At 33.7% G+C, this 14,768-nt stretch carries 12 protein-coding genes; all 12 read left to right on the forward strand.

What is annotated here, in order from left to right; translation table 11 throughout:
- Positions 1-66 precede the first annotated feature (66 nt).
- The 12 genes from DIS18_RS01240 (at position 67) to DIS18_RS01295 (ending at position 14,573) form a co-directional block, all read left to right on the forward strand.
- The gene (locus DIS18_RS01240; RefSeq protein WP_109351230.1) at positions 67-2,442 is read left to right on the forward strand and encodes a heavy metal translocating P-type ATPase; all 2,376 of its coding nucleotides are present in this window, start codon (positions 67-69) and stop codon (positions 2,440-2,442) included.
- Between the two features lie 163 nt (positions 2,443-2,605).
- Positions 2,606-2,791, forward strand: coding sequence for a cbb3-type cytochrome oxidase assembly protein CcoS (gene ccoS, locus DIS18_RS01245; protein WP_109351231.1), 186 nt, complete (start codon positions 2,606-2,608; stop codon positions 2,789-2,791).
- Positions 2,792-2,889: 98 nt separating this feature from the next.
- Positions 2,890-5,085: a cytochrome-c oxidase, cbb3-type subunit I gene (ccoN, locus tag DIS18_RS01250; RefSeq protein ID WP_109351232.1), complete on the forward strand. Its 2,196-nt coding sequence runs from the start codon at positions 2,890-2,892 to the stop codon at positions 5,083-5,085.
- Positions 5,086-5,105: 20 nt separating this feature from the next.
- Complete coding sequence (locus DIS18_RS15020) at positions 5,106-5,291, forward strand: CcoQ/FixQ family Cbb3-type cytochrome c oxidase assembly chaperone (protein WP_109351233.1); 186 nt, start codon at positions 5,106-5,108, stop codon at positions 5,289-5,291.
- A complete protein-coding gene (locus tag DIS18_RS01260) occupies positions 5,288-6,217 on the forward strand; it encodes a cbb3-type cytochrome c oxidase N-terminal domain-containing protein (RefSeq protein ID WP_109351234.1) in 930 nt (309 codons plus the stop codon). The genes DIS18_RS15020 and DIS18_RS01260 overlap by 4 nt, the downstream gene beginning before the upstream one ends.
- 115 nt (positions 6,218-6,332) lie before the next feature.
- Positions 6,333-7,757, forward strand: a complete 1,425-nt coding sequence (gene ccoG / locus DIS18_RS01265) for a cytochrome c oxidase accessory protein CcoG (RefSeq protein WP_109351235.1) — start codon at positions 6,333-6,335, stop codon at positions 7,755-7,757.
- Between the two features lie 139 nt (positions 7,758-7,896).
- Positions 7,897-8,343 carry a FixH family protein gene (locus DIS18_RS01270; protein ID WP_109352548.1) on the forward strand — a complete coding sequence of 149 codons (447 nt, stop codon included), beginning with the start codon at positions 7,897-7,899 and terminating at the stop codon, positions 8,341-8,343.
- A 1-nt stretch (position 8,344) separates the two neighbouring features.
- Positions 8,345-9,046 (forward strand): sulfite exporter TauE/SafE family protein, encoded by a 702-nt coding sequence (locus DIS18_RS01275; RefSeq protein WP_109351236.1) that lies wholly within the window; start codon positions 8,345-8,347, stop codon positions 9,044-9,046.
- Positions 9,047-9,368: 322 nt separating this feature from the next.
- Complete coding sequence (locus DIS18_RS01280; RefSeq protein ID WP_109351237.1) at positions 9,369-10,040, forward strand: TetR/AcrR family transcriptional regulator; 672 nt, start codon at positions 9,369-9,371, stop codon at positions 10,038-10,040.
- Positions 10,041-10,042: 2 nt separating this feature from the next.
- A complete protein-coding gene (locus DIS18_RS01285) occupies positions 10,043-11,707 on the forward strand; it encodes a peptidase domain-containing ABC transporter (RefSeq protein WP_109351238.1) in 1,665 nt (554 codons plus the stop codon).
- A 3-nt stretch (positions 11,708-11,710) separates the two neighbouring features.
- Positions 11,711-13,069: an HlyD family secretion protein gene (locus DIS18_RS01290; protein WP_109351239.1), complete on the forward strand. Its 1,359-nt coding sequence runs from the start codon at positions 11,711-11,713 to the stop codon at positions 13,067-13,069.
- Positions 13,070-13,169: 100 nt separating this feature from the next.
- On the forward strand, positions 13,170-14,573 hold the full coding sequence (locus DIS18_RS01295; RefSeq protein WP_109351240.1) for a TolC family protein: 1,404 nt from the start codon (positions 13,170-13,172) through the stop codon (positions 14,571-14,573).
- The last annotated feature ends 195 nt before the right edge of the window (positions 14,574-14,768 follow it).

Raw genomic sequence — 14,768 nt, forward strand, 5'->3', positions numbered from 1 at the left:
ATCATATTTTAAACTTAGTTGTTTTATGACTTTTGCCTCAGGTATAAATGAGCAAATAAAATAATTATGGAACATAAAACATGTTTCCATTGTGGATTAGATTCTACAACTTCAGAAATTATATATGATGATAAATCATTTTGTTGTAATGGTTGTAAGACTGTTTACGAGATATTTTCTGCAAACGATTTAACGTGTTACTACGATTTACAAAACGCACCAGGTACTACACCAAAGGAGATTGAAGGCAAATATAACTTTTTAGACAACCCTAAAATAGTTGAACGTTTACTGGAATTTAATGATGAAAAAACTCAAATCGTTACTTTATATATTCCGCATATACATTGCAGTTCTTGTATTTGGATTCTTGAGAATTTGAATAAACTGCATCCTTCTGTAAGTTCATCAATTGTAAATTTTGGAAAGAAAACAGTTCGGGTAAATTATCATACGGAACATTTTTCTTTGAAAGATTTAGTAAAACTTCTAAGTAGTATTGGCTATGAGCCTTTTATAAGTTTAGATGATTATAGCGTTGGAAAAAAGAATGTTGACCGCTCACTAATTTACAAACTAGGTGTTGCTGGTTTTGCTTTTGGTAACATTATGTTTTTGTCGTTTCCTGAGTATTTTCAGGTGAGTGGATTTTGGATTGAAAAATATGCACCCGTTTTTAGATGGTTGATGTTTGTGTTTTCTTTACCTGTTGTTTTTTACTCGGCTCAAGATTATTTTATTTCAGCTTATAAAGGAATACGCTCTAAAATTTTAAATATTGATGTGCCTATTGCTTTGGGTGCAGCAGTTTTATTTGTGAGAAGTACAGCCGAAATTATTTTTGATATTGGCACAGGTTTTTTTGATAGCCTTTCTGGACTTATTTTCTTTTTGCTACTTGGGAAGTTTTTTCAGCAGAAAACCTATGCGTTTTTATCCTTTGAGCGCGACTATAAATCGTATTTCCCGATTGGAATCACTAAAATTTTATCTGATAATTCTGAAACGTCTATTCAAGTTTATGATATTGAAAAAGGCGACAGACTTTTAATTAGAAATGAAGAGTTGATTCCTGTAGATTGTATTTTGATTAAAGGGAATGCACGGATTGATTACAGTTTTGTTACTGGAGAATCTGAGGCGGTTTCAAAACAATCTAGCGATAAATTATTTGCTGGTGGAAAACAATTGGACGGCAGTATAGAGGTTGATGTTTTAAAAACCGTAGAGCAAAGTTACTTGATCCAACTTTGGAGTAACGATGTGTTTAGTAAAAATAAAGAGGATGGTTTTATAACTTTAACTAATGCCATTAGTAAGCGTTTTACCATTGCTGTTTTGAGTATTGCTATAATAGCCACAAGCTATTGGCTATTTTCAGATTCTTCTAAAGCATTAAATGTATTTACATCTGTATTAATAATTGCTTGCCCATGCGCTATTGCATTGGCAGCACCTTTTACGTTTGGTAACTTATTGCGCATTTTTGGAAAGTTGAAATTTTACGCAAAAAACGCTTCAGTTATTGAACAATTAGCGGCTGTTGATACTATCATTTTTGATAAAACAGGAACCATTACTGCTAATAAAGAAACGTCTATTGAATATATTGGATTAGAACTTTCAGAAGATGAAGAAGCGTTATTGAAAAGTACATTGCGAAATTCTAATCATCCATTAAGTAGGTCTTTATATTCTCTTTTGAATGAAAATGACATTGTGACTTTAGATACTTATGAAGAACATATTGGTAAAGGTATTGAAGCGAAACACAATCAAGATTCTATAAAAATTGGTTCTGCACCTTTTGTGGGTTATACTTCTGAAGCAGCTACGCTAAATACGGCGGTACATGTGAGTACTAATAACAAATACAAAGGATCTTTTACGTTTTACAATAAGTATAGAAAAGGATTATCCAAATTATTTAATAAACTGAAAAAGGAGTATGATTTAGTGATTCTTTCTGGCGATAATGCTGGAGAAAAAGAAAACTTAACAAAACTGCTTCCTGCTAAAACGAAATTATTTTTTAATCAGCAGCCTGAGGATAAATTAGAATACATAAAACACCATCAAAATTCGGGTGCTAAAGTGTTGATGATTGGAGATGGTTTAAATGACGCTGGTGCTTTGGCACAGAGTAATGTTGGGATTGCTATTTCGGAGAATGTGAATGTGTTTTCGCCAGCTTGCGATGCGATTTTGGATGCTACGAAATTTAATCAACTATATCATTTTATTAAGGCTTCAAAACAGGCTATAAAAATTATTAAATGGAGTTTTTTGCTGTCTCTTATTTACAACTGTATCGGGCTTTATTTTGCGATTACTGGACAATTAGCACCTGTGATTGCTGCAATTTTAATGCCTTTAAGTTCGATTAGTATTGTGGTTTTTACAACGATTTGCACGAATATTTTAGGACGAAAATTGAAATAGGGATTGGAACTGATTTTAGCGGATAAGTGCGTTAGGGATAGCAGCGGATAGCCCACAGCCTTGTGGTAACGTCAAAAAAATTAAAATAAACGATAGAACATGACAAATGTCATCTTTTAAAAATAAGTATAAAAGTACTTTTGAACCATAACTTCAAGTAGGTATGAGTGTTATATATATTTTATTAACTATAAGTATTGTAGTAGCTATTGGCTTTTTTGCAGCCTTTATTGTTGCGGTAAAACGTGGGCAGTTTGACGATAGTTACACACCGTCTGTACGCATGCTTTTTGAAGACGAATTGATTAAGGATAAACCAGAAAAAACGATACTAACCAAAGAAGAATAAATTTTTAGATATGAAATCGCCAACCAAAAGCTTAATTGAAAAAGAGCAAATTTTAAAAGCGATTGCATAAGACCTTTGATAAAAATAAATATGTACTTATGAAAATGCAACAATTTCATTACGATAACAAAATCGTTACCAAGTTCCTCTACGCCACCATTGTTTTTGGGGTTGTAGGTATGGCAGTAGGTTTGCTACTTGCTTTTATGTTTTTATTCCCGAACCTTACGGATGGGATTTCGTGGCTTAGTTTTGGAAGGTTAAGACCTTTACATACTAATGCTGTGATTTTTGCTTTTGTGGGAAATGCAATGTTTGCAGGGATTTATTATTCGTTACAACGTTTATTGAAAACGCGTATGGCAAGCGACCTTTTAAGTAATATTAACTTTTGGGGTTGGCAATTAATTATTGTTGCTGCGGCTATTTCGTTACCGTTAGGCTATACCACATCTAAAGAATATGCCGAATTGGAATGGCCTATTGATATTGCGATTGCCCTAATTTGGGTGGTTTTTGGTGTGAATATGATTTGGACGATTTTAAAGCGTCGTCAACGCCATTTATATGTTGCTGTTTGGTTTTACTTAGCTACGTTTATTACAGTTGCGGTACTTCATATTTTTAATAGTTTGGAGTTACCTGTAAGCGGTATGAAAAGTTACTCGGTTTACGCTGGTGTACAAGATGCCTTAGTGCAATGGTGGTACGGACATAATGCGGTTGCTTTCTTTTTAACGACGCCGTTTTTAGGATTGATGTATTATTTTGTTCCTAAAGCAGCGAATAGACCTGTGTATTCTTATAGATTATCTATTGTCCACTTTTGGTCGTTAATATTCATTTATATCTGGGCAGGACCACACCACTTATTATACACCGCCTTACCAGAATGGGCGCAAAACTTAGGTGTTGCATTTTCTGTAATGTTATTAATGCCGTCTTGGGGTGGTATGATAAACGGACTTTTAACCTTACGTGGTGCTTGGGATAAAGTAAGAACAGACCCAGTTTTAAAATTTATGGTGGTAGCCATTACGGGTTACGGTATGGCAACTTTTGAAGGTCCTACCCTATCGCTTAAAAACGTAAATGCGATTGCCCACTTTACCGATTGGATTATTGCTCACGTGCACGTTGGCGCTTTAGCTTGGAATGGATTTATGGCATTTGGTATTATTTATTACTTAATTCCAAGGTTATTTAAAACGAAATTATACTCTCTAGGACTAGCCAATTTACACTTTTGGTTAGGTACTTTAGGGATTATTATATACGCTTTACCTATGTATGTTGCTGGATTTACACAAGCAAGTATGTGGAAGCAATTTAATCCTGATGGCACTTTAGTTTATGGTAACTTTTTAGAAACAGTTACTGAAATTATGCCTATGTACTGGATGCGTGCTATTGGTGGTACACTTTATATTGTTGGTATGTTTATACTGGTTTACAATGTGATTGTTACCGTAAGAAACGGAAGTAAAGTACAAGATGAGTTGGCTGAAGCTCCTGCTTTAGAGCGTGTGACTAAAAAGCGTACAGCTAGCGAAGGATGGCATACTTGGTTGGAAAGACGTCCAATTCAATTAACATTATTAGCTACTGTGGCTATTTTAATTGGTGGTATTATTCAAATTGTACCGACTATAATGGTTAAATCGAATATCCCAACAATTGCTAGTGTAAAACCTTATTCACCTTTAGAATTAGAAGGAAGAGATATTTACATCCGTGAAGGTTGTGTGGGTTGCCACTCGCAAATGATTCGACCGTTTAGAAGTGAAGTTGAACGCTACGGCGAATACTCAAAAGCTGGAGAATTTGTTTACGATCATCCATTCCTTTGGGGTAGTAAACGTACAGGTCCAGACATACACAGAATTGGCGGTAAGTATTCTGATAACTGGCACTTTAACCACATGTATGATCCGCAGAGTACCTCATCGGGTTCAATAATGCCTCGTTATCCTTGGCTGATTACTGGTAGCAGTAGTGAGTTAGATAAATCGATGACTGAAGCAAAAATGGAAGCTATGGTAACTTTAGGTGTACCTTATACAGATGAAGACATTGCCAATGCGCAACAGAACATGTTAGACCAAGGGGCTCAAATTGAGCAAAACTTATACAGCGATCCTGATTTTGCTAAAAACTATGAAGCAGATAAAAAATATGCTGCTGATAATGGCGAAGATTTTATAGAGATGAAAAACAGAGAAATTGTGGCTCTTATTGCTTATTTACAGCGACTAGGAACTGATATTCACGTAAAACCTGAGCAACAGCAATAACCCTAAAAATATTTGAAATCATGTTAAAATTTGTAAAAAATCATATGGAGAGTATCACAGGGATTGAAATATACCCGATTATCTCCTTACTTATATTTTTCATCTTTTTTGTAGCCTTATTTTGGTGGGTAGCAACCGCTAAAAAGGACTATATAAAAAGAGTGAGTAACCTTCCATTAGACAACCAAAACGACGATATATTATGAGAAATTTAGTTCCATCTTGGATTCGTGTTCCAGTAGTATTTTTTATTATTTTCGGAGCCGTAGAATTCTTTATAGATTCTGGAGAGAAACCTGCATTTATAGAATACCCAGAAGTATTACTTTTTTTACTACTAGTACTTTTAATACTCATAGCTATTGAAGCGATTGTTGGCGCGTTGGAAAACGTAATGCTTCATAAATTAGATGAAGAAGCTAAAGCGCGCTTTTTAGCTGAAAAAGAAAAGTCGTTTAAATTTACTTGGTTAAAAAAAACGTATGCTAAACTTTTAGGTCAAAAACCTATTGAAGAAGAAGGAGAAATTATTTTAGACCATAATTATGATGGTATAAAAGAATTAGATAACAATTTACCGCCATGGTGGCTATATGGTTTTTATGCTTCTATCATTTTTGCTGCTGTCTATTTAGTAAAGTATCATGTTTTTGATGGCGACAACCAAATTGATGAGTTAGAAACTGAATTAGCTGATGCTAGAGTTGCTATTGAAGCTTATAAGAAGACTGCTAAAAACCTAGTAGATATTAATACAGTAACCATGTTGACTGATGCTTCTGATTTGGCAACTGGTAAAACCATTTTCCAAACCAACTGTGTGGCTTGCCATATGGCTGATGGTGGTGGTGGTATTGGACCTAACTTAACTGATGAGTATTGGATACTTGGTGGTGGTATTAAAAACGTATTTAGAACCGTATCTGAAGGTGGACGTTCAGGAAAAGGAATGATTCCTTGGAAAACACAGTTAAAACCTTTAGAAATGGCTCAAGTAGCTAGTTATATATTAACCTTTCAAGGTACAACATCTGCAAACCCAAAAGCTGCTGAAGGCGATATTTGGATAGATGAAGATGCTGAAACACCTGCTGAAACTGTTACAGATTCAGCACAAACCATATCAAACTAAGCTAACACTTATTGACCTGCGAGGTTTTCAAAAACCTTGTAGGTCTTTAAAAAAAAGCCAAGCAATACCTAAAAGATTTTAGGGAACCTTGTAAATAGAGAAAAAAGAAAAGGCTGTGGAAACCCCAGATAACGAAAATTTTAGAGATTCTATTGGTACGGTTACAGAAGACGGTAAGCGTGCTTGGGTATTCCCTAAAAAACCTAGTGGGAAATTTTATGAGTACAGAAAGTATGTAAGCTACTTTTTACTAGCTATTTTACTATTGTCGCCTTTCATAAAAATTAATGGCAATCAGTTTTTGATGTTCAATGTATTAGAGCGTCGTTTTAATATTTTCGGATTTCCATTTTGGCCTCAAGATTTTCATTTGTTCGTGATTTCCATGTTGATTGGTGTGGTTTTTATCACACTATTTACAGTAGTTTTCGGTCGGATTTTTTGTGGTTGGATTTGTCCGCAAACCATTTTTATGGAAATGGTTTTTCGTAGAATTGAATACTGGATTGAAGGCGATAGAAATAAACAACGGAAACTTGATAGACAAAAATGGGATGCTGAAAAAATAAGAAAAAAAGGGCTTAAATTTATCATATTCGCGCTTATCTCTTTCATTATAGCAAATGTGTTTTTGGCATACTTAATTGGTAGTGATAAGCTTATTGAACATATAACTGAAGGGCCATTAAATAACATAAGTACCTTAATTTCTCTGCTTATTTTTACTGCAGTATTTTATTTTGTGTTTGCATGGTTTAGAGAACAGGTTTGTATTATTGCTTGCCCCTACGGAAGGTTGCAAGGGGTTTTGCTAGACACCAAATCTATTGTTGTGGCTTACGACCATAAACGAGGAGAAGGCGAAAGTGGCAGAAAGAAATTTAGAAAAAACGAAGATCGTGAAGCCTTAGGTCATGGCGATTGTATTGATTGTTTACAATGTGTGCATGTTTGTCCAACGGGAATTGATATTAGAAACGGCACACAATTAGAGTGTGTAAACTGTACAGCTTGTATTGATGAGTGCGACCATATTATGGAAAGTATCAACTTACCAAAAGGGTTGATTCGTTATGCTAGTGAGGAAGAAATTGAGAAGAAAACAAAGTTCAAACTCACACCAAGAATTAAAGGTTACATTGCTGTTCTTTCTATAATGATTGGGTTGCTGATTGGAATGTTGTTTTTAAGAAATGATGTTGAAGCCAATGTATTAAGATTACCTGGGCAATTGTATGAGCATAAAGATGGTAATATTATCAGTAATGTGTTTACTTATAAATTGGTAAATAAAACCTCATCAGATATTGAAGATGTGAGTTTTAAATTGATGTCTCATAAAGGCGAATTGAAATTGGTATCGACTAGTGAAGATTTTATTGTTCCTAGTCAAGGGATAGCAGAAGGGACTTTGTTTATCGAGATTAATAATTCGGCATTGTCTGGAGATAGGAATAAAATTAAAATTGGCGTTTATAAAGGCGAAAAACTCATTGAAACGACTAAGGCTAATTTTTTAGGGCCTAGGAGTTATAAGTAAGTTGGGAGCATAAAGTTGGAAGTGACTTTGGCGGATAAGTGCATTAGGGATTGAAACGGCATCCTTTTTTGAGGCACGAGAAAAAGATATAGTGGAAAGCCCGACCCGACAGGGTAATGCCATAAAAAAAATAGAAATTATGAAATTTAATTGGGGTACCGGAATTGTATTAGCGTTTATTGGATTTATTTCCTTTATTATGTACTTTATTATTACCATGAACGTGGATAATAAGTACGACCACGACTTGGTTAGCGAGGATTATTATGCTGATGAATTGCAATACCAAAACGATATAAACAAGCTTGAAAATGCGAACACTTTAGAGACAAATTTAAGCTACGAAAAAACAGCTGAGGGGCTTGTGATACACTTCCCTGAAACTGTAAATTATAAAGATATTACTGGAAAATTGTTCCTATATAGGCCATCTAACAAACAACTAGACTTTGAGACTGCTATCTCTTTGTCTAATCCATATTTGCTCATACCTGACAAACGTTTGGTAGATGGCCGTTGGAACATTAAAGTGGATTGGCAATATAAGGGAAAATCTTATTTGTTTAAAGAATCTATAAATTATTAGTGTGTTAGTTTCGGCGTTCATATTAGGGCTATTGGGGAGTTTTCATTGTGTAGGCATGTGTGGCCCTATTGCGTTTATGTTACCTGTAGACAAAACAAATCAAGTAAAAAAAATATCTCAAATTGGTATATATCATGTAGGCAGACTTTTAGCTTATAGCTTGATAGGGTTGGTTTTCGGGCTTATTGGCAAAAGTCTGTTTATTTTTGGATACCAACAGCAACTCTCTATTATTATTGGCGTTTTAATGATTCTGGTGGTTGTAATTCCGCAAAAAACATTCAACAAATACAACTTTTCTAAGCCAATTTACAAAGCCATTTCAAAAGTAAAATCAGCCTTGGGTAACGCTCTCAAGAAAAAAACTATGGATACTTTTTTAACCATTGGTTTTTTAAACGGATTTCTACCTTGTGGTTTGGTCTATATGGCACTTTTTGCTGCTATGGCTGGCGGAAACGCACTTAGCGGTGGGCTATACATGGCTGTTTTTGGACTTGGAACTATCCCGCTTATGACTACTGCAATTTACTTTAGTCAGTTTTTAAAAGGCACTGCCAGACAAAAAATTCAGAAGGCAATTCCTGTGTTTGTGGTGCTTATCGGTGCGCTTTTTATCCTTCGCGGTTTAGGCCTCGGCATCCCTTACCTCTCGCCTGCTCCTGTTTTCGATTTGGTTTCTAACGGGATAGATTGTCATTAAAATAATTTTGGGGTTACCTTTTTCTCATACCTATAAGGTTTTCAAAACCTTGCAGGATCGCAAAAGGTCGGGCTTTCACTACTCGTTCCCTTCTACGTCGGGGAGCTCAAACATGCCGCTCAATCCCTAACCCACGCACCCGCCAAAGTCGTTTTTACATAAAAAAATACTTTTTTTCAACTCAAACCCCTGTCTAATAGACTTGTTTTCAATTAGTTACATGTGTCATAAATTTTATTTATGAATTGCATTAACATAATCAATAGTTATATTCACTTTTATAATAGTATTACTATTATATTTGCAATCAAATTAATTAACTATGGATTCATTACTTTCAAATTTAAAGATTGCGGTTCCAGAAAAAATCTTTGTAAAAGACCCAGAGTCTTCCGATTTAGGAAAACGCATTATACAGCACAGTATCATCTTAATTGATGAGATTGGTTTTGATAGTTTTACCTTTAAAAAACTAGGAAACATAATAGGTTCTAACGAGAGTTCTATATATCGTTATTTTGAAAGTAAACACAAACTCCTACTCTATTTATCATCATGGTACTGGGCTTGGATTGAGTACCAATTGGTATTTGAAACACATAGCTTAAACCCTTCAGATAAGATTGAAAAGGCTATTGAAATAGTTACTAGATCAATAAAAGAAGATTCTAACTTTTCTCATATCAACGAGGTTGTATTAAACCGCATCATGGTTAACGAAAACTCGAAATCTTTTTTAACCAAAGAAGTCGATCAAGAAAATAAAGACGGCTATTTTGTAATCTACAAACGCATTGTACATCGTTTACGCGATATGATTAAAACGCTAAAGCCAAATTATAAATTCCCATCAAGTTTGGCGAGCACTATTCTAGAAGGCAGTTTACACCAACATTTTTTAAAAGATCACTTTACATCTATTACAGACTGTAATGAAACGCTATCACCAACCGATTTTATGAAAAACCTAGTACTTAATACTTTGAAATCATAACTATGGAAAATAAAATAATGACGCCTTGGCAACGTTTAGTAGGCTTGCTTCAACTAGAAAAAAGGGACATTTTACAAATTTTTTACTACGCCATTTTCGCGGGTATTGTTGCTTTATCCTTACCTCTTGGTATTCAAGCTATTATTAACCTCATTCAAGGTGCGCAAATCTCTACATCATGGATAATATTAGTGATTATCGTAACGCTGGGTGTTGCATTTTCAGGTGCATTACAACTCATGCAACTTAGGATTATTGAAACTATTCAACAACGTATTTTCACAAGATCATCTTTTGAGTTAGCTTACCGTTTCCCAAAAATAAAAATGGCAGAATTACGCAACTACTATCCGCCAGAATTAGCGAATCGTTTTTTCGATACATTAACGATTCAAAAAAGTTTATCTAAAATTTTAATTGATGTACCAACGGCAGTGCTACAAATTTTATTTGCCTTAATTCTACTATCGTTTTACCATCCATTTTTTATCATTTTTGGATTACTCCTTTTAATCTTAATATTTGTAGTTTTTAAATTTACTGCTATTAAAGGTCTTGAAACCAGCTTAAAAGAATCAAAAAACAAATATAAAGTTGCGCATTGGATTCAGGAAATTGCCCGTTCAGTTATAAGTTTTAAACTCTCAGGAAGCACTAGTTTAGGTATTAGTAAAAATGATGATTTAGTAAATGATTACTTAAAAGCAAGAGAAAGTCACTTTAAAATATTGATGCTCCAGTTTATTCAAATGATAAGTTTTAAAGTCATTGTAACTGCTAGTTTACTATTAATAGGTGGAGCCTTAGTGTTAAATCAAGAGATGAATATTGGGCAGTTTGTAGCAGCAGAAATCATCATCATTTTAGTCATCGCTTCAGTTGAAAAACTTATTCTTGGTCTTGAATCATTTTATGACACTTTAACTTCATTAGAAAAAATAGGACAAATAGTTGATAAGGATTTAGAAAGTCAAACAGGAGAAACGCCACAATTCAGTAAAGGTATTCATATTGAATTAGAAAATGTTTCTTATGAAGTTGGTAATAGAGATAAACACATACTTAAAGACATCTCATTAAAAATAAATTCGAAAAGCAGGTTATTAATTCAAGGAGAAAGTGGCTCTGGAAAGTCAACTTTACTTCGATTAATTGCTGGAGTTATTCAGTCCACTGGCGGTCATGTTTATATAAATGATATGTCCATTAATAGTTTGCACTTAAACTTTTACAGATCTCAATTAGGTCTTTCTTTATCTGATGAAAGCCCTTTTGAAGGGACTATTAGAGATAATTTAACTTTTGGAAACTCTAATATCAAAGATGAAAAAATATACGAAATTCTTGATATTGTTGGACTAAAAGCTTTTATAAAAGAACAACCCGAGGGCTTAAATACGGTGCTTTATCCAGATGGCAGACAAATGTCTTACTCTTTATCTAAAAAGCTTGTTTTGGCTCGTGCTATACTAAAAGAACCAAAAGTATTAATTCTTGAAGATGCTTTAGATCGTTTTAATAGATCTGAAACTAAAGCCATAGTAGATTATTTATCACATCCTGACAGACCATGGGCACTCGTTGTAGTTAGTTTTAGTTCAGTTTGGACAGATAAATGTAATGAAATCATCATTTTAGAAAAGGGTCAAATAAAATCTAAAAACTAAATTATGCTTAATATATCTCATAATCAATTAAATAAAAAGATAGACTTAGCTAAATTTAAGTCTGGTAAAAACATCATGAATGTTGAGTATTACAAATACTTTAACAGGTTTTTATTAGCGGCAGCTATTATTGGGTTTATAGTACTGTTTTTACCTTGGACACAGAATATAACTGGGCAAGGTATAGTAACGACTTTAAAACCCAATCAACGTCCTCAAACCATACAATCTCAAATACCTGGACGTATTGAAGAATGGCGTGTACAAGAAGGTGATTACGTAGAAGCAGGCGATACTATTTTAAGAATCTCTGAGGTGAAGAGTGATTATTTTGATGATAAATTAGTAGAAAGAACTAACGATCAAATCAAGGCTAAATCATCTTCAGTTACTGCTTATGATGCCAAAGTAAGTGCCTTAAATAGACAAATTTCTGCTTTAAGAAACGAGCAAAGTCTAAAACTTAAACAAACTAGAAATAAGTTAATACAATCACGATTAAAAGTAAAAAGTGATAGTATTGATTTAGAAGCTTCTAAAACAAATCTTAAAATTGCAGAAACACAATTTAATCGTATTCAAACCTTACAAGAAGAAGGCTTAAAAGCTGTAAAGGATGTTGAAGAAAAACGTTTGAAACTTCAAGAAACTCAAGCAAAGTTTATTTCGCAAGAGAATAAATATCTAATGAGTCAAAATGAAGTGATTAATGCACAGTTAGAATTATCTAGAACTAATGCAGCTTTTGCAGATAAGATTTCAAAAGCACAAAGTGATATGTTTACCGCTCAGTCTAGTGGTTTTGATACCCAAGCACAGGTTTCTAAACTAGAAAATGCTTCTACAAATTACAAACGCCGTAGTGACTTACTTTATGTAACTGCACCACAAAGCGGATATATTAATAAAGTTTTAAAAGGTGGTATTGGTGTTACTTTTAAAGAAGGTTCTGAATTAGTTGGTATTATGCCAGCACAAATTGATTTAGCAGTTGAGACTTTTGTAAGACCTATAGATTTACCATTGTTGCATCCTGGAGAAAAAGTACGTGTACAGTTTGATGGATGGCCAGCAATTGTATTTAGCGGATGGCCTAATGTATCTTACGGAACTTACGGCGCAAAAGTAGTGGCGATTGAACGTTTTATAAGTGATAATGGTAAATACCGTGTTTTATTAGCACCAGATGAAACAGACCATGAGTGGCCAGAAGCCATACGGGTAGGCTCTGGAGCTAAAACTATTGCATTACTCGAAGATGTACCAATCTGGTTTGAGTTATGGCGACAAATTAACAGCTTCCCTCCTAATTATTATCAACCAGAAGGAGGAAATGTAGGGTCTAAAAAAGATAAAAAATAACTTATAATATATCCCGATATAAAATCGGGATTAGTTCAACTTACAATTTTGAGTTCGTAAAAAACTTCTCAAAATTGAGTTTCACTAAAAAAGACAAAAAATGAGAGTCATCTTATTAAACATATTATTGTTCTTTAGTTGTTTGGTTTCAGCTCAAGATTCAACCTCGGTTATTACACTTTCAGAATATTTAGGATATGTAAAATCGTTTCACCCCATTGTGAAACAAGCTAACTTGGTTATCAATGAAAGTGAAGCAAAACTCATGAAAGCGCGTGGTGCTTTTGACCCCAAATTAGAGGTTGATTATGATAGAAAGAAATTTAAAAACACTGAGTATTTTGATAGACTAAACGCTACGTTTAAAATCCCAACATGGTTTGGTGTAGAGTTGAAAGGAAACTTTGAAGAAAACACAGGCGATTTTTTAAACCCGCAAGCCTTTGTTCCAGAAGACGGATTATACAGTGCTGGTGTTTCGGTTCCTGTTGCTCGTGGTTTATTAACAAACAAACGTATGGCAATGTTAAGGCAATCTAGATTATATGTTAAGCAAGCTCAAGCCGACAGACAGTTATTAGTTAATAATATATTATACAATGCAACTGTAAGCTATTTTAGCTGGTTGAGATCTTATAATGAAAAGCGAGTTTATGAAGATTTCTTAACTAATGCTGAGATTAGGTTTGATGGTATAGTGAAGAGTTATGAAGTTGGAGATAAACCAGCAATTGATACTTTAGAAGCTAGAATTGCCTTGAACAATAGAAAGTTGAATTTGGAGAAATCTAGAATTAAGTTTGTAAAGTCTTCATTAGAATTATCAAACTATTTATGGTTGAATGATAATACACCTATTGAAATTAAAGAGGGAATTGTCCCAGATATAAATACGTTTGCAACTATTGATACTATTTTAAACACTTCGGGTTTAGATATAGAAAATTTTAATATTGAAGACCACCCAAAAATGCAATCATTAGATTATAAATACAGAAGTTTAAATATTGAAAAACGACTCAAATTAAATAACTTATTACCACAAATTGATTTGCAGTATAACTTTTTATCGCAAACACCTGAGGTAGCAAGATCGTTTAGCACCTCAGCTTATAAAAGTGGTGTAAATATTAGTTTTCCTTTGTTTTTAAGAAAAGAACGTGGCGATTTAAAACTGGCTAAAATAAAGCTTCAAGACACTAAGTTTGATATTCAGAATACTAAATTGAGTCTTAAAAATAAGATTGATGCCATTAACCAAGAACTAGATTCTTATGTGTTGCAAAACGATTATACTGAAACTATTGTTGAAGATTATGCTAAAATGCTATCTGCCGAAGAACGCAAATTCTTTTTAGGGGAAAGCTCCTTGTTTTTAGTAAATTCTCGAGAATCAAAATTGATTGACGCAAAGTTGAAAGCTATTGATATTGAAAATAGTTTCTTTAAAACTAAAGCAAATTTATTTAATGTTTTGGCACTTTCTGAAGTGCAGATGAACTAGATTGATGATTTAACTATTACTTGACTTTGTAAAAAATTTCTGCTACCTTCGTTTAACGTCGGATATAAGTCATTAAAACGACGCATATCCGTAAAAACATTGCCCACAATTAAACGAAACCCTTAACAAACAAGAAACTGACTAGTTAACTAACTGAAAAACATAGTTCACTCAATCTGAATTTTTAAATTCATA

This window comes from Algibacter marinivivus, assembly GCF_003143755.1.
Taxonomy (GTDB): domain Bacteria; phylum Bacteroidota; class Bacteroidia; order Flavobacteriales; family Flavobacteriaceae; genus Algibacter_B; species Algibacter_B marinivivus.